The sequence below is a fragment of the Alphaproteobacteria bacterium genome, from assembly GCA_030739735.1.
GTDB lineage: Bacteria > Pseudomonadota > Alphaproteobacteria > UBA7887 > UBA7887 > UBA7887.
In genome coordinates, this window is record JASLYQ010000027.1 from 1 (window position 1) to 17,708 (window position 17,708).

General features: G+C 61.4%; 17 protein-coding genes and 1 tRNA gene. 14 read left to right on the forward strand and 4 right to left on the reverse strand.

What is annotated here, in order from left to right; translation table 11 throughout:
- Positions 1-225 precede the first annotated feature (225 nt).
- From QF629_11845 to QF629_11890, 10 genes are all read left to right on the forward strand, one after another.
- Entirely contained in the window at positions 226-948 is a 723-nt protein-coding gene (locus QF629_11845) for a methyltransferase domain-containing protein (GenBank protein ID MDP6014216.1), read from the forward strand.
- A gap of 101 nt (positions 949-1,049) precedes the next feature.
- Positions 1,050-2,774 (forward strand): IlvD/Edd family dehydratase, encoded by a 1,725-nt coding sequence (locus tag QF629_11850; GenBank protein MDP6014217.1) that lies wholly within the window; start codon positions 1,050-1,052, stop codon positions 2,772-2,774.
- Positions 2,775-2,788: 14 nt separating this feature from the next.
- On the forward strand, positions 2,789-3,808 hold the full coding sequence (locus QF629_11855; protein ID MDP6014218.1) for a C-terminal binding protein: 1,020 nt from the start codon (positions 2,789-2,791) through the stop codon (positions 3,806-3,808).
- A gap of 201 nt (positions 3,809-4,009) precedes the next feature.
- Positions 4,010-4,621, forward strand: a complete 612-nt coding sequence (locus QF629_11860) for a 2-hydroxychromene-2-carboxylate isomerase (GenBank protein ID MDP6014219.1) — start codon at positions 4,010-4,012, stop codon at positions 4,619-4,621.
- On the forward strand, positions 4,618-6,279 hold the full coding sequence (locus tag QF629_11865) for a peptide ABC transporter substrate-binding protein (protein ID MDP6014220.1): 1,662 nt from the start codon (positions 4,618-4,620) through the stop codon (positions 6,277-6,279). Before QF629_11860 ends, QF629_11865 begins: the two co-directional genes overlap by 4 nt.
- A gap of 4 nt (positions 6,280-6,283) precedes the next feature.
- The gene (locus QF629_11870; GenBank protein ID MDP6014221.1) at positions 6,284-7,294 is read left to right on the forward strand and encodes an ABC transporter ATP-binding protein; all 1,011 of its coding nucleotides are present in this window, start codon (positions 6,284-6,286) and stop codon (positions 7,292-7,294) included.
- Positions 7,291-8,274, forward strand: a complete 984-nt coding sequence (locus tag QF629_11875; protein MDP6014222.1) for an ATP-binding cassette domain-containing protein — start codon at positions 7,291-7,293, stop codon at positions 8,272-8,274. The genes QF629_11870 and QF629_11875 overlap by 4 nt, the downstream gene beginning before the upstream one ends.
- Positions 8,271-9,236, forward strand: a complete 966-nt coding sequence (locus tag QF629_11880; GenBank protein ID MDP6014223.1) for an ABC transporter permease — start codon at positions 8,271-8,273, stop codon at positions 9,234-9,236. The genes QF629_11875 and QF629_11880 overlap by 4 nt, the downstream gene beginning before the upstream one ends.
- 47 nt (positions 9,237-9,283) lie before the next feature.
- Complete coding sequence (locus tag QF629_11885; protein MDP6014224.1) at positions 9,284-10,159, forward strand: ABC transporter permease; 876 nt, start codon at positions 9,284-9,286, stop codon at positions 10,157-10,159.
- 20 nt (positions 10,160-10,179) lie between these two features.
- On the forward strand, positions 10,180-11,166 hold the full coding sequence (locus QF629_11890) for a zinc-dependent alcohol dehydrogenase family protein (GenBank protein ID MDP6014225.1): 987 nt from the start codon (positions 10,180-10,182) through the stop codon (positions 11,164-11,166).
- Between the two features lie 170 nt (positions 11,167-11,336).
- Here QF629_11890 and mgtE read toward each other — a convergent pair whose 3' ends face one another.
- Positions 11,337-12,740 (reverse strand): magnesium transporter, encoded by a 1,404-nt coding sequence (gene mgtE / locus QF629_11895; GenBank protein ID MDP6014226.1) that lies wholly within the window; start codon positions 12,738-12,740, stop codon positions 11,337-11,339.
- Positions 12,741-12,812: 72 nt separating this feature from the next.
- Positions 12,813-12,899, reverse strand: a tRNA-Leu gene (locus QF629_11900).
- Between the two features lie 57 nt (positions 12,900-12,956).
- Between QF629_11900 and lipB the strand changes: the two genes are divergently transcribed.
- A complete protein-coding gene (gene lipB / locus QF629_11905) occupies positions 12,957-13,601 on the forward strand; it encodes a lipoyl(octanoyl) transferase LipB (GenBank protein MDP6014227.1) in 645 nt (214 codons plus the stop codon).
- A 146-nt stretch (positions 13,602-13,747) separates the two neighbouring features.
- Here lipB and QF629_11910 read toward each other — a convergent pair whose 3' ends face one another.
- Positions 13,748-14,020, reverse strand: a complete 273-nt coding sequence (locus QF629_11910; protein ID MDP6014228.1) for an acylphosphatase — start codon at positions 14,018-14,020, stop codon at positions 13,748-13,750.
- 448 nt (positions 14,021-14,468) lie between these two features.
- On the opposite strand from QF629_11910, the gene QF629_11915 reads away from it, so the two are divergent.
- Positions 14,469-15,302, forward strand: coding sequence for a carbon-nitrogen hydrolase family protein (locus QF629_11915; protein ID MDP6014229.1), 834 nt, complete (start codon positions 14,469-14,471; stop codon positions 15,300-15,302).
- A gap of 295 nt (positions 15,303-15,597) precedes the next feature.
- Here the strand turns inward: QF629_11915 and QF629_11920 are convergent, their stop codons facing one another.
- Positions 15,598-15,981, reverse strand: coding sequence for a carboxymuconolactone decarboxylase family protein (locus tag QF629_11920; protein MDP6014230.1), 384 nt, complete (start codon positions 15,979-15,981; stop codon positions 15,598-15,600).
- A 147-nt stretch (positions 15,982-16,128) separates the two neighbouring features.
- Here QF629_11920 and QF629_11925 point away from each other — a divergent pair, with 147 nt between their 5' ends.
- Together QF629_11925 and QF629_11930 are read left to right on the forward strand one after the other, a co-directional pair.
- Positions 16,129-16,617: a nuclear transport factor 2 family protein gene (locus QF629_11925; protein ID MDP6014231.1), complete on the forward strand. Its 489-nt coding sequence runs from the start codon at positions 16,129-16,131 to the stop codon at positions 16,615-16,617.
- 265 nt (positions 16,618-16,882) lie between these two features.
- A complete protein-coding gene (locus QF629_11930; protein ID MDP6014232.1) occupies positions 16,883-17,515 on the forward strand; it encodes a glutathione S-transferase N-terminal domain-containing protein in 633 nt (210 codons plus the stop codon).
- Positions 17,516-17,708: the final 193 nt, after the last annotated feature.

Consider the following 17,708-nt stretch of genomic DNA (forward strand, 5'->3'; position numbering starts at 1 on the left):
TGCGCATGGCCAGGCGTCGCACGGTTTTTAGCGTTGTTTTCGGATCGTCTCTGTCGATTGTGTTCTCGTCGTTCTGCACGCTCTATCCTCGATCGCCGACTAAGGCTAGAAAGGTGTCAGCGTGCGACGGTCCTGGCAAGGCCGTTGCTGTCCGATGGCATTCCCGCCGCGATGGTCACAAATTTCCGAATGTGAGCTACCCTTTTGTCCTATAGCAATGATTGGATGGCCCGGTACAGGCGTGTCTGGAATGCCAAGACCGGATTGTCCGGCTACTACCGCCAGGAAATATTTGCACGCCTCCGCGGCAACTTGCGCCCTGGCCGCACGCTTGAGATCGGCGCCGGACCCGGCTTTTTCGCCGCTGATACGCCGGCCTTGTCAGGCCTCGTGGCAAGCGATCTTGCGGCGGGACCAGACACAGCTGTGGTTTGCGATGCGCACGCGCTGCCCTTCGCCGATGGCAGTATGGCCAACATCGTTGCCGTCGATACTTTGCATCACCTAGCGCGGCCCGGGGTGGTCCTGGCGGAAGCCTCGCGTGTGCTCAGGCCCGGCGGACGCTTGGCGTTGGTTGAGCCCTGGACCGGCCCGCTTGGGCGCTTCGTCTATCGCTATCTGCATCACGAGAACTGTGCCGACGTGCGCGACCCCTGGAATTGGGCAGCGCCGGCCGGTAAGGACCCGATGACCGGCAATGCAACGATCCCCAAGGCCGTGCTGGTCGATCGCCCAGAGCCCATGGCGAAATTCGCGACGGACCTGTCCGTTGCGACGGTGGAGCCGTTCGGCGCTCTGTCCTTCATCATGACGGGCGGCTTTCGCTCCTGGGGCTTTCCCTGGCCCGCGGTTCGCGTCGGCATCGCCCTCGAGCGGCACCTACCAAAGACACTAATGTGGCACCTGGCCCTGCGGGTGCATTTGCTGATTGACAAGGCCGGTGGCTGAGCTCGGCCAACGTGTGCTTTACGCACGCTGTCGGCCTGTTTATTACAGGCGATTAGAGTCCGTGCACACAGCATTACATCGGGAATTGGGAGCAGGTGGTCATGGCAGGTAATGGCAGAAAACTACGCTCGAGCGGGTGGTTCGGCGGACATGACATGCATGGGTTCATTCATCGCTCTTGGATGAAGAATCAGGGCTTTGCGGCTGAGAATTTCGAAGGCAGGCCGGTCATCGGTATCGCCAATTCCGCTTCCGAGGTGACCCCCTGCAATGCCCATCTCGGACGTGTCGCAGAAGCCGTTAAGCGCGGTGTCTGGAAGGCCGGCGGCTTCCCGCTCGAGTTCCCCACCATGTCGCTCGGCGAGACAGTGATGCGGCCGACCACAATGCTGTTCCGCAATCTCATGTCGATGGATGTCGAGGAGAGCTTACGCGCCAACCCCTTCGATGCGGTGGTTCTGCTGTGCGGCTGCGACAAGACCACGCCGGCTCATATCATGGGTGCCTCCAGTGTCGACCTACCGACTATCGTGGTCACCGGTGGACCGATGTTGAACGGCAAATTCCAGGGCAAGGATATCGGCTCTGGTACCGACGTTTGGCGCTTTACCGACGAGCTGCGGGCCGGGCGCATGTCGATCGACGACTATATGGAGGCGGAATCCTGCCTCAGCCGCTCGGCAGGGCATTGCATGACGATGGGTACGGCCTCGACCATGGCCAGCATGGCCGAGGCGCTCGGCCTGCAGCCGCCGGGTGGCGCCGCCATTCCGGCTGTCGACTCGCGGCGCTATGCGCTGGCCGAATATGCTGGCGGTCGGGCTGTGGAAATGGTTGCCGAAGATCTGACAATCTCCAAGATCCTTACTCGCGACGCCTTCGAGAATGCCATCAAGGTCAATGCGGCGATCGGTGGTTCGACCAACGCTATCGTGCACCTGTTGGCTATTGCCGGACGCCTTGGCGTGCAATTGCGGCTCGATGATTTCGACAAGCTAATCCGCGATATTCCCTTTCTGGTCAATCTTCAGCCCTCGGGTGAATACCTGATGGAGGACTTCTATTACGCCGGCGGCCTGCCAGTGGTAATGAAGGAGCTAGGCTCGGTCTTGCACGAGGATGCGCTGACAATAACCGGCAACAGGATAGGCGAGAACGTGCGCAACGCACGCAATTACAACGAGGATGTCATCAAGACGCGCGCCGCGCCTATCAGCAACGAATCGGGCACCGCAATACTGCGTGGTAATCTCTGCCCTGACGGTGCCGTCCTCAAGCAATCGGCGGCGACGCCAGAGCTGATGCAGCATCGCGGCCGCGCCGTGGTCTTCGAGGATATCGACGACCTCAATGCGCGCCTCGATCTGCCCGAGACCGATATTGATGAGACTTGCGTCATGGTGCTGAAGAATGCCGGCCCGCGCGGCTATCCGGGCATGCCGGAGTTGGGCAACTTGCCGCTGCCCAAGCGCGTTCTGGAAAAGGGCATTGAAGACATGGTGCGCATCTCGGACGCGCGCATGAGCGGCACCTGCTTCGGCACCATCGTACTGCACGTGGCCCCAGAATCCGCCATCGGCGGTCCGCTCGGCCTAGTCAAGGATGGCGACATGATCGAGCTCGATGTTGAGAATCGGCGCCTGCATCTCGATGTCTCAGACGAAGAGTTGGCCGCACGCCGCGCCGCCTGGACGGCGCCGGCAGCGCTGGCCGATCGCGGCTACACCAAGCTGTATGTGGATCACGTATTGCAAGCCGACGAGGGCGTTGATTTTGACTTCCTGCGCGGTTCAAGCGGCTCCGGCGTGCCGCGGCAGTCGCACTGAGAGAGCCTGGCATTATGAGCGATCTGACCATTCTCTATCCGGATGTGCTCTCGACCGACGACAATGCGGTCGAGCGGGAACTGTTGCCTGACGTCCATTTTGAGGTTTACGGGGCCCGTGCTGCTAGCGATGTGGATGACGCGGTGTGGGCCAGCGCTCAAGCCATGGTTACCGGTATCGGTATGCCGATCGATGAGCAGGTGTTCGAGAAGGCGACCAATCTCAAGGTCATCTGCCGGCTTGGTGTCGGCTATGACTTGATTGATGTGGCGTTGGCGGGCCGGCGCGGTGTCCGCGTCTGCAACGTGCCCGATTACGGTACTGCCGAGGTTGCTGACCATGCCATGGCGCTGCTGCTCGCTTTCACGCGCGGCGTGGTGTGCTACAGCGAGGCCTTGCGCGACGATCTCGAAAATGGCTGGGACTATCGTCTGTCGCCGCTGCAGGTGCGCATGCGCGACAAGACCATGGGCATTATCGGGCTGGGGCGCATCGGTACGGCCTGTGCCCAGCGTGCCCGCGGCTTTGGCATGGATGTGCTGTTCTACGATCCCTACGTGCCCTATGGCCAGGAGATTGCGCTCGGCTTTACGCGTGCTGAGAGCTTGGCGGAACTGCTGGGTGCGGTCGATTTCACCTCCATCCACACGCCGGCGACCCCCGAGACGGAAAAGCTCATCAATACAGAGGCGGTCGCTGCCATGAAGCCGGGCCTGGTGCTGGTCAACACCGCGCGCGGCAGCATCATCGATCTCGATGCTGCCTATCAGGGCCTGAAGTCGGGCGCTATCGGCGGTCTCGGACTCGATGTTTTCCCTGAGGAGCCTGTCCCGGCCGATCATCCCCTGATACGGGCGTGGCGTGCGCGCGAAGATTGGATTGAGGGCCGCTTTCTGGCCTCACCGCATGCAGCTTTCTACAGCCCGACGTCCTTGCGCGAGCTGCGCGAGAAGGCGGTGATGACCTGTGTGGACTACCTGTGCAACGGCAAGCTCAGAAACTGCGTCAACGCCGAATATCTTCAGGACGGCTAGTGTAGCGCAATTCTAACAGCTCGCTCGCCATGTTCCATAAAGTCAGGCGGCCGGCGAGCGAGAAGTCCGGGAAGATGTTCTAAATGCATCTACGACGGCAAGCGACGTGCGCGCACGGGGCCGAGGTACAGGTGATGCAGGTGTTGCCGCAGGAGCGCCGCCTGGCGGCACGAAATTGAAACGCAAAGTAAGGAGGCACGCATGGCCGAGCGCATCGAATACTTTCTGGCGCATTCCTCGCCTTGGACCTATCTCGCTGGACCGAGGTTTACAGCGCTAGTGGAGCGCAATGGCCTGGCAGTTACCTTCAAGCCTTATGATATCATGCGGGTCTTTCAGCTGAACGGCACCAAGCCGGTTGGCCAGCGGCCGAAACCGGTGCAGGCCAATCGGTTGCGTGAGTTGGGTCGCTGGCGCGCCCTCCTCGATATGACCTTGAATCTGCATCCAGCGCATTTTCCTGTCGATCCGACTCTGGCCGGACGCATAGTGATCGCCGCGCAGGAAGCGGGCACGGTGCAGAACAAGATCATCGCGCTGTCGTTTGCATATCTGCGTGCATGCTGGGCGGAAGAGCGCGATCTGGCGGACGAGAGCACCGTCGTGCAGATTGCCGAATCTGTCGGGCTTGCGGGCGAGGATCTTCTGGCAGCGGCGCAGGGCGATGCGACAAGCACTGTTTTCGAGGCCAATACGGAGGAGGCTATCGCTCAGGATGTTTTCGGCTCGCCAACCTGGATATACAAGGGCGAGCTGTTCTGGGGCCAGGACCGGCTCGACTTTCTCACCCGAATGGTCGAGGACGAGGCTTGAGCGCTCTGGCTCGCGCATTTCTAGTGGGTGTGATGCTGGCGGCAAGCCTGCCGGCACAGGCCGCGCGCGACAGTCTGGTTATTGGCATCACCCAGTTTCCCAGCACGCTGCATCCGCACATAAACTCGATGTTGGCGAAGTCCTACGTACTCAACACCACCATGCGGCCGCTGACCACTTACGACCAGGACTGGACTTTGGTCTGCATGCTCTGCGTTGATCTGCCGACTATCGAGAATGGCATGGCCGAGCGCGAGGAGCTTGAGAACGGCGGCACCGGGGTAGCCGTGACCTACCGTATCCACCCCGACGCCACCTGGGGAGACGGCACGCCGGTCACCTCGGGTGATGCGGTCTTTACCTGGAAAGCGGGACGCAACGAGATGGCGGGCTTTGCCGGCCTCGAAGGCTTTCGCCGCACGCTTTCTGTCGAAGTCATCGACGACAAGACCTTCGTCATGCACGGCGACCGTCTGACCTATACCTACAACGCGGCGAACGGCTTCTACCTGCTGCCCGCCCATCTCGAGGCCGAGCCTTTTGCCGAGCCGGCGGAATACCGCCATCGCACGCTCTACGACACTGACCCGACGAACCCCGGGCTCTATTTCGGGCCTTATCGGGTAAGGGATGTGGTCTCTGGCTCGCATGTGGTGCTGGAGCCGAACCCGACTTGGTACGGGCCGCCACCCGCTTTTAAGCGGGTGGTCATCCGTGTGATAGAGAACACTGCGGCGTTGGAGGCTAACCTGCTGTCGGGTGAGATCGACTATGTGGCGGGCGAGCTTGGCTTCTCGGTGGATCAAGCCATGTCGTTCGAGCGACGCAAGATTGCGGGGTTTGTCGTCGACTACAAGCCGGGCCTGATCTACGAGCACTTGGACGTTAATCTCGACAACCCGATACTGGCCGAGCCGACAGTACGTTTGGCACTAATTATCTCGATTGATAGGCAACTACTCAGCGAGCAACTGTTCGGCGGACATCAGCCTGTGGCCCATTCTAACATCAATCCACTCGATCGCATTTATAGCGAGACGGTGCCCAACCATGCTTACGATCGGGAGCGGGCTGCGGCGCTTCTCGATGAAGCTGGTTGGACCTCTGGCGGCGACGGCGTGCGGCGCAATGCGGCGGGTGAGAAGCTCACCTTTCCCCTCATGACCACGGCCGGCAACAAGTCGCGCGAGCTGGTGCAGCAGGTATTGCAAAGCCAATGGCGTAAGGTCGGCATTGAGGCGGTGATTCGCAACGAACCGGCGCGGGTGTTCTTCGGCGAGACCATGACCAAGCGCGCCAATCCTGGTCTTTCCATGTATGCTTGGCTGAGTGCGCCGGAGGCGGTGCCGCTGTCTACCTTGCGCTCCGACCAAATTCCGCAGGAGAGCAACGGCTGGTCGGGACAAAACTTTCCCGGCTATCGCAGCGACCGTATGAACGAGCTGATCGATGCCATAGAGATTGAGCTCGACCCGGCGGCGCGTCTGCCGATGTGGGCAGAGCTTCAGGCGCTCTACGCTAGCGATCTGCCGGCGCTGCCGCTCTATTTCCGCGCGGAGCCCTATGTACGGCCGATCTGGCTGGAGGGCTTGCGCCCGACCGGACATTTGGTCACTACGACCATGTGGATCGAGGAGTGGCGAGCCGGAGGGGAATAATCTGATGTCCGACCTGCGCGAGGCGGTACTCGGCCCTCTGCCGCCGAATGCGCCGACGCTTGACGTGCGCGATCTCTCGGTCACCTTTCCGACACGGCGCGGGCGGGTGCGGGCGGTAGTGCACGCCTCGTGGCGTATCGCCGAGGGCACCACACTTGGCGTTGTCGGTGAGAGCGGCTGCGGCAAGAGCGTCGCCGCGCTCGCCGTGCTGGGTTTGATTGACCCGCCGGGGCGCATCGATAGTGGTCACATCGCGCTGCGTGGCACCGACCTGCGCCGCCTCTCCGAGGCCACGATGCGGCGCGTGCGCGGCAAGCAGGTGGCTATGATCTTCCAGGAGCCGATGACCGCGCTCAACCCCGTGCTGAGCGTCGGCGAGCAGGTCGCGGAGGTGCTGATTCTGCATGAAAGCCTGCCGCGCGCCGCGGCCTGGCGTAGCGCAGTCGATCTGCTGGATCAGGTCGGCATTCCCCTGCCCATGAAGCGGGCAAGGGAATATCCCCACCATCTCTCGGGTGGTATGCGCCAGCGCGTCATGGTGGCGATGGCGCTTGCCGGCCAGCCCTCCCTGCTGATCGCCGACGAGCCCACCACGGCGCTCGACGTTACCGTGCAGGCACAAATTCTCGAGCTCATGCTGTCGCTGCAGGAGGCGCACGGTATGGCCATCCAGTTCATCAGCCACGATCTCGGCGTGGTCGCGGAGATCGCCGACGAGGTGCTGGTGATGTATGCTGGGCGCGTGGTAGAACGCGCACCCGCCAACCAGCTCTTTTCCGATCCGCGCCATCCTTACACCCAGGGCCTGTTGGAGACGCGCCCGAGCATCGGCGAGCGCCGGGAGCACCTACCAGCGATCCGCGGCAGCGTTCCCGATCCCATCTCCTTGCCCTCGGGCTGTGCCTTTCGCGATCGCTGCCCGCGCGCCACCGGCGCTTGCCTCGACCGGGTGCCGCGGATAGTGAGCGTCGGAGAGGGGCACGACGCGGCCTGCGTCGTGGCCGAGATGCCATGAGCGAGTCGCTGCTCGAGGCCCGCAACCTAGTCAAGCATTTCCGGGTCGCCGGCGAGGGCGTGCTGTGGCGTGAGCGTCTGGCTTTGCACGCTGTCGATGGCGTGGACCTCGCCATCACACGCGGTGAGACCGTCGCCGTGATTGGTGAGAGCGGCTGCGGCAAGACTACGCTTGCACGCGTGCTTGCGGGGCTCTATCCGGCGAGCGCCGGCAGCGTGCAATTTGCTGGGGTTGAGCTTGAGCGGCTTGGTCGGGATGCCATGCGCCGCTTTCGCCGCGCTGTGCAGATGATCTTTCAGGATCCCTTCGCATCGCTCGATCCGCGCATGACGGCTGGCGGCATCATCGGCGAGCCGTTCGCCATTCACAGCCTCGGCAATCGTGGCGAGCGCCGCGATTGGGTCAGCGAGCTGCTTGAGGCCGTCGGGCTGTCGGCGCAGGACCGCGAACGTTTTCCGCATGAATTTTCGGGTGGCCAGCGCCAGCGCATCGGTATCGCTCGCGCGCTGGCGCTGGCACCGGAATTGTTGATCGCCGACGAGCCGGTGTCAGCTCTCGATGTCTCGATCCAGAGCCAAATACTCAACCTGTTGCACGATCTCATCGGCGACCGCGGGCTCGCCATGCTGTTTATCACCCACGACTTGGCGGTAGTCGACTTCATCGCCGACCGGGTGGCGGTGATGTATCTCGGTGTTATCGTGGAGAGCGGCCCGTGTACGTCGGTTCTCGATACCCCGCGCCATCCCTACACTCAGGCCCTGCGTGCTGCCGTGCCCGAGGTGGGGAGGGGCAAGCGCCATCAGGGCACCGCCTTGGCTGGCGAGGTGCCGAGCCCGCTGGCGCCACCGTCGGGCTGTCGTTTCCACACGCGCTGCCCTCTGGCCAGGGATATCTGCCGCAGTGAGGTGCCTCTGCTGAAACCGATCGGTGACAGTGGCCATGCTGTCGCTTGCCATATCACAGCGGACGGCGCATGACCCGCTACGTCGTCGTTCGACTTTTCGAATCGGTTCTGGTGCTGGCTCTGATGTCGTTCGTCATCTATGCTCTGATCGCGCTCATGCCAGGCGATCCTATTGACATAATGGTGCAGTCTAACCCGGATCTAACGCCTGAGGATGCGGCGCGGCTGAAGGCGCTTTACGGCCTCGATAAGCCGATCTTCGAACGTTACTGGAACTGGCTCACCGCTGCGGCAGAGCGCGACTTCGGCTATTCACGTATCCACGGCCGCCCGGTGCTTGAGGTGATGGGGCCGAGGCTCGCCAATACTGGCTTGCTCATGGGCCTCGCGCTCGTGCTGTCGCTGGCGATCGCGCTTCCGGTCGGTATTTATTCTGCGCTCAGGCCCCATTCGGCGAGCGATTACGCAATCAACTTTCTTGCCTTGGCAGGCATCTCGGTGCCGGTCTTTTGGCTGGCGCTAATGCTGGTCGTGGTTTTCGCGGTGATCCTCAATTGGCTGCCGGCCGGCGGTATGGAAACCATCGGCAGCGAAGCGCAAGGCCTTTCCTGGATACTCGACCGGGCACGCTATCTGGTGCTGCCGGTCATCGCCTTGAGCGTGGCCAGCATCGGCGGGCTAACGCGCTATGTGCGCGCCGCAATGATGGAGATAATGCGTCAGGATTATATCCGCACCGCTCGGGCCAAGGGTGCCTCGCCCACTCGCGTGGTGCTGCTCCATGCCCTACGCAACGCCATGATCCCGGTGGTGACGATTCTAGCACTCAGCTTTGGCACGTTGTTCTCCGGCGCGCTGGTTACCGAAGCCATGTTCTCCTATCTCGGCATGGGCAAGCTGATTTACGATTCAATCATAGGCAACGACTACAACATGGCGCTGGTGAGCCTGATGTTCGCCACCGCCATGGTGCTGGTGAGCAATCTATTGGCAGACCTATGCTATGCCTGGCTAGATCCAAGAGTGCACTATTGATGCGTGCACAAAATATTATTATACCGTATTTATCACCAACGCAGCTCATGCTGCTACGTTTTCTGCGCCACCGCGCGGCGGTTGCGAGCGTTCTGGTACTGGTTGCGCTCGGGCTGGTCACGCTAGCAGCCCCTCTGGTCGAGGCGTTCCTGAATGTCGATTCCAACGAGGTAGATCTGCTCAATATCTTCGCTGCGCCCTCTGCGTCAAATCCACTCGGCACCGACGAGCTCGGTCGCGACGAGTTGGTGCGCCTGTTGTATGGCGGGCGCGTCTCGCTCGTCGCGGGTCTGGCGACGGCCTTGATCTCGGCCCTTATTGGCACCGTGATCGGCCTGCTTGCAGGCTATTACGGTGGCCTGCTCGACAGGCTGTTGATGCGGCTCACGGACAGCGTCATCGCGCTACCTCTGCTGCCGCTCCTCATCGTGCTTGCGGCGGTCGATCTTTCGAAGTTCGGCCTGCCGCCTGACCTCGCGACATCGCCAGAGATCAGCCTTTATCGCATCGTCGTCATCATCTCGCTTGTCGGATGGACGACGGTAGCACGGCTGGTACGTGGGGCGGCGCTAACCTTGCGCGAGCGCGACTTCGTGCTGGCTGTGAGGAGCCTGGGAGCGAGTGGGCCACGCATCATGCTGCGGCATATCCTACCCAACGCCATCTCGCCGATCATTGTCGCGACAACGCTGTCGGTCGGCAATATCATTCTACTCGAATCGGTGCTGAGCTTCCTCGGCCTCGGCATTCAGCCGCCGTTTGCGAGCTGGGGAAACATGCTGACTGTGGCTCAGGAGAAAATTTACGAGGCGCCCATGCTCGCGGTCTATCCCGGGCTCTTGATCTTCGCTACGGTGATCGCCTTCAACTTCCTCGGCGATGGGTTGCAGGATGCCCTCGACCCGAGAGCCCATGACCACTGATCGGTAAAAAGGAAAAAATCATGAAACGAGCCCGTGTCGTGCGTTTTGGCGAGCCTGCGGAGGTTGTCTCTCTGTTCGATGTGCCGCTTGGAGAGCCCAAGGCGGGCGAGGCCCAGGTGGCGGTCTTGGCTAGCCCTATCAACCCGGCCGATCTACTGCGCATCCGTGGCGAGTACGGCTACGGGCCGAGCGCGCCGACGCTGCCGTTCTGGGCCGGCATCGAAGGCGTTGGCCGCGTCGAGGCGGTGGGAGAGGATGTCAGCAATGTGCAGGTTGGCGATCTCGTGATGCTGGCACGTGTAAACGGCATCTGGGGAGAGAAGCTCAATGCTGAGGCGGCCGGGCTGGTAACCCTACCGGCCGACGCGGACCCGCTGCAGGCGGCAATGCTGGTGGTCAATCCGCCGACCGCCGAATGCATGCTCAGCGACTTCGTTGACCTCGCGGAAGGCGACTGGGTGATCCAGAACGCGGGCAACTCCGCGGTCGGCCACCACGTTATCCGCCTTGCAGCCACCAAGGGCGTGCGCACCCTCAACGTGGTCCGCCGCGAAGGCTTGGAAGAGGCGTTAACGGACGCCGGGGCCGACGTTGTGCTGGTCGATGGCGACGATCTCGCCCAGCGTGTCGCCGAAGCCACGGACGGCGCCTTGCCCAGGCTCGCCATCGATGCGGTCGGCGGTGACGCCACGGGCCGGCTTGCCGGTTGTCTGGAGAAGAGTGGCACCGTGGTCGTCTATGGTCTACTGAGCGGCGAGGATTCCCGCGTGCCCGTGCCTCTGACGGTGTTCAACGACATCCGCATCCGCGGCTTTCTGCTGCCCCATGCGCTTGGCGCGCGCACGCCAGAAGAGGTGCAGGCGCTCTACGCCCGCCTCAACGGCCTGGTGCTCGCAGGCACCCTCGCAGTGACCGTTGAAGCCATCTACCCTTTGAGCGAGCTGTCCGATGCCCTCAAGCATGCCGAGCGTCCCGGTCGTGGTGGCAAGATTCTAATCAAGCCATAGGGGACTAAAGCATATTACACGAAAGGAGAGAGAAGATGCGCATCATGACATGTCTCATGGCATCGGCGGTCTCATGGGGCGCGATCCAAAGCTACCCCAGCCGTGTCTCCATACAGGGCTACGCCCCGCACGGACGATGCGGGGTCACCAAGTTTTGATTCGGGGTGCGCTCAGAATAGGATAAGCTTGGCGAGGCCGAGAAAGGCGAAAAAGCCGACTACGTCGGTGATGGTGGTGAGGAAAATTCCCGCGCTCAAAGCGGGGTCGACCCCGGCGCGGTACAGGCCGAGTGGGATCAGCATGCCGGCGATGCCCGCGACCCAGAGATTGACGATCATGGCCAGAGCGATCACGGTGCCAAGCACGGTGTCGTCGAAATAGAGGCTGGCGGCGAGCCCCATGATGGCGGCGAAGATGATACCGTTGGTGCCGCCGACTATGCACTCCTTCCACAAGGCGCGGCCGGCATTGGCGGCGGTCAGCTCACGTGTCGCCAACGCGCGCACCGCAACGGTTAGCGTTTGTGTGCCCGCATTACCACCCATTGAGGCGACAATCGGCATGAGGATGGCGAGCGCCACCAGCTGATCTATGGTCTCAGCGAAGATGGCGATGGTGAGTGATGCCAGTACCGCAGTTACTAGGTTGACTAGCAGCCAGATCCAGCGGCGTTGCACTGTGGCGAGCGCGGGCAAGTATAGGTCGCCCTCGGACGTCACGCCGCCCATGCGGTAAATATCCTCCTCCACCTCCTCCTGGATCACGTCGACCACGTCGTCGACGGTGATCTGGCCGAGCAGGCGGCCGTCGGTCGAGACCACTGCAGCGGAGGTGAGATTGTATTGGTCGAAGTGATACGCGATCTCCTCCTGATCCATATCGACGGGGATCAGGCGCGGGGCGCGATCCATGATGTCGTTGATCGATACCGGGCGCTTGTTACGCATGGCGCGGTATAGGGGCACGGTGCCGATCGGCCGGTGCCGTGGATCGACCACGAAGATCTCGTAAAACTCATCCGGCAGCTCGTCCGTGTCGCGCAGCCAGTCGATGACCTGGCCGACGGTCCAGAAGGTGGGAACTGCGACATAATCGCGCTGCATTAGCCGTCCGGCGCTATCCTCGGGATAGGCCAGCGCTGCCTCCAGGCGCTCGCGCCTGGCCTGTGGCATGGCTTCGAGTACCGCCTGCCGCTCGTTTGCCTCAAGGTCCTCGATCAGGTAAGCGGCATCGTCGGTGTCGAGCTCGGCCGCGGCAGTGGCGATCTCTACCGGCTCGATCTCCTCCAGCACCTCGTCGCGCACATGCTCGTCGAGGTCGGCCAGGGCTTCCGGCTCAAGCGCGGGCCCGAGCGCATCGAGCAGCAGCGAGCGGTCGTCGGGCCGCAGGGCCTCGATCAGGTCGGCGATGTCCGCTGCGTGCAGCGGCTTGACCAGTTCGGCCGCCGCGTCCGGGCGCCCGCCCTCGAGAGCGTCGGCGACTTCACGCACGAGATTCGGGTGAATGGCAGGCGTGACGGTGGTAGTGCTTTCGGCTACGGTGATGTTGCTATCAGGGCTCTGTGCCTCGGGCATGGCGCGATTCCCCTGGCTGGTGACCGAGGCCTCGGTCTTTTTGATGACCGGGCGCCCGTATCAAAGAGAAGGTGGTGCGGCCGAGAAGACTCGAACTTCCACGGGGTTGCCCCCACAGCGACCTCAACGCTGCGCGTCTACCAGTTCCGCCACGGCCGCGACGGCTGCGAAGTAGCAAATCCGGCGCCACGGCGCAACATGTGATACAGTCGGGCCATGTCGGCAGTGGAATGGACGATCAGCGAGGCGCCGGTCGCCTACCCAGATGCCGTGGCGGCGATGGAGGCGCGGGTAGCGGCGATCCGTGCTGGCGAGGCCGGCGAGCAGGCTTGGCTCGTGGAGCATCCACCGATCTACACCCGCGGCACGAGCGCGACAGACGACGAACTACTCGCGCCGCTGCGCTTTCCCGTCTTCGATACTGGCCGAGGCGGCCGTTTTACTTATCACGGCCCTGGCCAGCGCGTGGCCTATGTCATGCTGAATCTGCGCGATTCAGGGCGCAAGGCGGACGTGCGCGCCTATGTGCGCCAACTTGAAGGCTGGCTGATCGACACCCTGGCCGATTTCTCTGTCCTCGCTTTCCGCCGCGAGGGCCGCGTCGGTATCTGGGTCGAGACGTCGTGCGGCGAGGCTAAGATCGGTGCGCTGGGCGTGCGAGTGCGCCATTGGGTCACTTTCCATGGCATCTCGCTCAACGTGCAGCCCCAACTCGATCACTATGCTGGTATCATCCCCTGCGGTTTAGATGAATTTGGCGTGACGTCCTTGGTCGACCTTGGTCTGTCCGTCACGATGGCTGATGTGGACATGCGTCTACGGGAAAGATTCGAGCAAAGATTTGGCCATACTATTATGTGAAAAAATTATCGTATCTTACTGATAATTTACAAGAAATATAAAATTAAATCTTATATCAGGATGAAGTACATATCTGTTTCCACGGATGCACCTTCTGTCCCGCTTGTACGATGGCGATGAATGCCGTTTGCCCCAATTACGGCGGTCTAGACGGTCGGCTTCTGTGTGAAGCCGCCTGCGCTGAGGCCTGCGGCGGGTCCGTGCTCAACTAGGTCGACGCGGGCCGTGGGCGGGCCGCCGTGGCAGGCCGCGATCATTTGCTCGACTGCATCAGAAGGCCCTGAAACCAGTGCCTCGACGGTGCCGTCTCTGCGGTTGCGAACCCAGCCAGAAAGCCCGAGCGCCTGCGCCCGATCCACCGTCCATCCACGGAACCAGACGCCTTGGACACGGCCGTGGATGCGCAGGCGTGCCGCCATATGCCCTTCTGCAGCGCTCACGGCAGCCCTTTCCCGCGTATCCACACGATGCGGGTGGTGGTGGTTGCTGGGTGCGAGGTGAGGCAGCCCTTGAGGAGGGTCCAGTCCGTCGGCGAGATAGTCGAGGACATCACCGTTGATTGTCGTGGTGCTGAGAAAATAGCGCTTGCGCCTGACCCTGGCTCTGGCCGACCAGAGGCCGAGGTTCAATAGCGCCAGCAGCAGGTCGATGATTTGGATGCCAAAATAATCCCCGGCGCGTCCGTTTAAGGTGAATGGCAGGATTTGTGAGGTCCTGGGCGGCGGCGGTCGCGCGGCCGGCGCATCGTCTCTCTGGACGCGGCATTAGCATCGCTAATCTCTAACCATAATACGCGAAAGTTGACCGGGTCTCCATATGCATGCGTGCAGTATAGCGCGGCCGCTCGGCCTGGCGTAGGATTGCCCAATGACGAATCACCTGCGCGTTGCCTGTATTCAGACCAGCGCGACGCCGGATATGACGGCGACGATCGAAGCGGCTTGTGCGGCAATCCGCAAAGCTGCTCAGGAAGAGGCGCGCCTTGTCTTACTGCCCGAGAATGCACCACTGATGGCCGGGGCGGGCGAGACGCGCGAGCAGGCAGGCAAGTCCGGCGCCCATCCGGCCCGCGCCGCCTTTGCCGCGGTGGCGCGGGAGACCGGTGTCTGGCTGCTTGTCGGTAGCGTTAGCGAGCGCAAAGGGGGCAAGCTCGCCAACCGTTCCCTGCTTTTCGACGATGCTGGGGAGGTAGTCGCAGAATATGACAAGATCCATATGTTTGATGTCAACCTGGGGGCTGAAAGCTACCGTGAATCCGATAATTTTACCCATGGTGAACGCGCCGTGCTGGCGGAGACGCCCTGGGGTGGGCTTGGCATAACCGTCTGCTACGACCTGCGTTTTCCCGCCCTCTATCGCGCCCTGGCACAGGCTGGTGCCGGTATGCTAGCGATCCCGTCCGCCTTCACTGTGCCCACGGGGCGGGCCCACTGGCACGTGCTGCTGCGTGCCCGCGCCATTGAGACCGGTTGCTTTGTTTTCGCGCCGGCTCAATGCGGCACCCACTATGGCCGCCGGCGCACCTACGGCCACAGCCTGATCGTCGACCCCTGGGGGGAGGTGCTGGCCGAAGGTGGTGAAACTCCGGGTGTCATTGCCGCTAACATTGATCTCGGTGCTGTCGCGGAGGCTCGTGTTAAAGTGCCGAGCCTGCGCCATGACCGACCATTTGCGCTGCCGGCCCGGCTCGCCGCAGAATAGGGCAGCGCTATTCGCCAACCGAGAAATCTATTGCACTTGACAACGTGCGGCCGGCAAGGTCGTCGGTAGAGACAATATGACTAATATTAAGATGACTATGGTTTATGGAGCCCGTTATTGTTTTCATTCTCGAGCTCGATGACATGATTGCGGTGCTGGTGAAAAACAAAGTTACCACCACAGAGGATCTGCCGAAGCTATTACTCGGAAAATATGCTGCGTACCATAAGCTGTACTTTTAAATTCAAGGCATCACAGAGCTAGCAAAAGATGTCGATGACGATAAGGACGATGCCTAAGGTAGGCTCAACCGTGGCGGACGAAGTCCTGTGGGGTGTTGGCGAAGATACCGTGCGAGCACCGAAGGTTTTGGCACATCAGGCGAGCATCGTGGGCGCTCTAACGGTCGAGAGCCTCCTGAACGAAATTGCGCTCGTTTAACAGGGTCTTGGCGCCGACCATGGCGTAATTGTATTCCTCGACAGTGGGCTCGATATCCTAAGCTGCGACGACCGATACGCAGATGGTGCGTCCATTCGTAGTCGGTGCGCGCTAGGCAGCCGACCTGCAGGATGGCCAGTTCGCGCAGGCGTCCGTTGAGGCGTGAGGTGTTGCGGATGAACATGCCAAACCCCATGAAGGCGCGTGCGGCCTCGGGACTGTGGGTGGGCGCGCGCATGAGGTTGATGTCGCGGTCGAGAATGTCCTCGTGCTCGGGCGCCAGGTCGTCTAAGCCCAAGAGGGTATGCGTGCTTTGCTATGTTGCTTCATGCTCTTATCGCGCCTAGAACGCAACCATATTGTATTGACCGAAGGGAGCCACGTCATGGACTTCGCCGACCTCACCAAGCACTTTTGCGATGCCGCGTGCACCGGTGGCGCGGAGCTTGCCGTGCTGTTTACCGAAGACGGCATTTATCACGATGGCTTTTACGGCGATTTCCAAGGTCGCGAAGCCATCGCCGATATGATCGACGCACACTTCCACGGCGACGCAGAAGACCTGGTGTGGCAGATGATTGAGCCGACGTGTTCCGGCGACCGCGGCTACGCGCGTTATCTCTTCGGCTATACCTCTCGCATTCCCGGCTGTGAGGGTAGGCGTGTAGTCTTTGAGGGCATGAGCCGCTTTCACTTGCGCAACGGGCTCGTGGCCCACTACACGGAAATCTTCGATCCCGGCATCGGTATGGCGCAGCTCGGCTTCCCGCCGGAGCGCATCGGCAAACGCGCGCGGAAAAGCGGTGCGGTGTTGCGGGCGCGCGACGAAATGGCACCCTTCCTTGCCGGTGCGCCGGTGGTGATGCCGCAGTAACGCCGGTGCAAGCCGTCGCCGCTGAGGCCTTCTCAGATTTGGAACTTTCCTTGTGCGAGCCGGTTTCGCCAAGAAAATTCGCGCGCCCCACAGTCTTTACGTGGTAACTGAGGTGCGACGTCATTAGCCATTGTCTGGCGCATATTGTGGTAGGGGTTTAAAGTCATTTCATAAAGAGTCGCCGGCATGAATCCATCGCGATTGGCTAAGATATGTGCCGGCGGCTATGGTCCCGGACTTCGTAAAACTGTGGCAAAGGCCTGTTATGATCGATCTGTATACGTGGAGCACTCCCAACGGCCGCAAGATCTCCATCATGCTTGAGGAAATCGGGTTGCCTTACGAGGTCCATGCTATCGATATCGGTAAGGATGAGCAGTTCGATCCGGAATTCCTCGAGATCAGCCCGAACAACAAGATCCCGGCCATTGTCGACCATGACAACGGCATGAAGCTGATGGAATCGGGCGCCATCCTCATTTACCTAGCGGAGAAGGTTGCAAGCCCGCTCTGGCCGACGGCTATGGAGCAGCGCTTCGATGTGTTGCAATGGTTGATGATACAGATGGGTTCAGTCGGGCCGTTCCTCGGCCAGACCCACCATTTTGTAAAGTTTAATCCCGGGAAGTCTCCCTATGCCGAGGAGCGCTACAGCAAGGAGAGCGCGCGCATATATGCTGTGCTCGACCGTCAACTCGGCAAGCACCAATTTCTGGCGGGCGAGTTGTCGATCGCCGATATCGCCACGTGGCCCTGGATTTCGCGTTTCGAATGGCAGGAAATGGATCTTGCCGCCTACACGAATCTGGCACGGTGGTACACCGAGATTGCTGATCGCCCGGCTATCCTGCATGGGTATGACGTGCCTGCGCGCGGCTTGTCTATTCCCATGCCGTAAGTCGCATAGTCGGCTACTTGACAGGTGAGGGCGATATGTGGGTGGGCACAGGTTTGGTATGAGATCTCGCCGCCGCCATCTTCGCCGCTTATAGCATGAGCGGGCTTCCCGTGCGAGCGTCGGGTCGGCGTGACTTGGCGACATGGGCCTTGTTGTCCATGCGTTTACCGTAATCGGGATCCGTGTTTTGGGC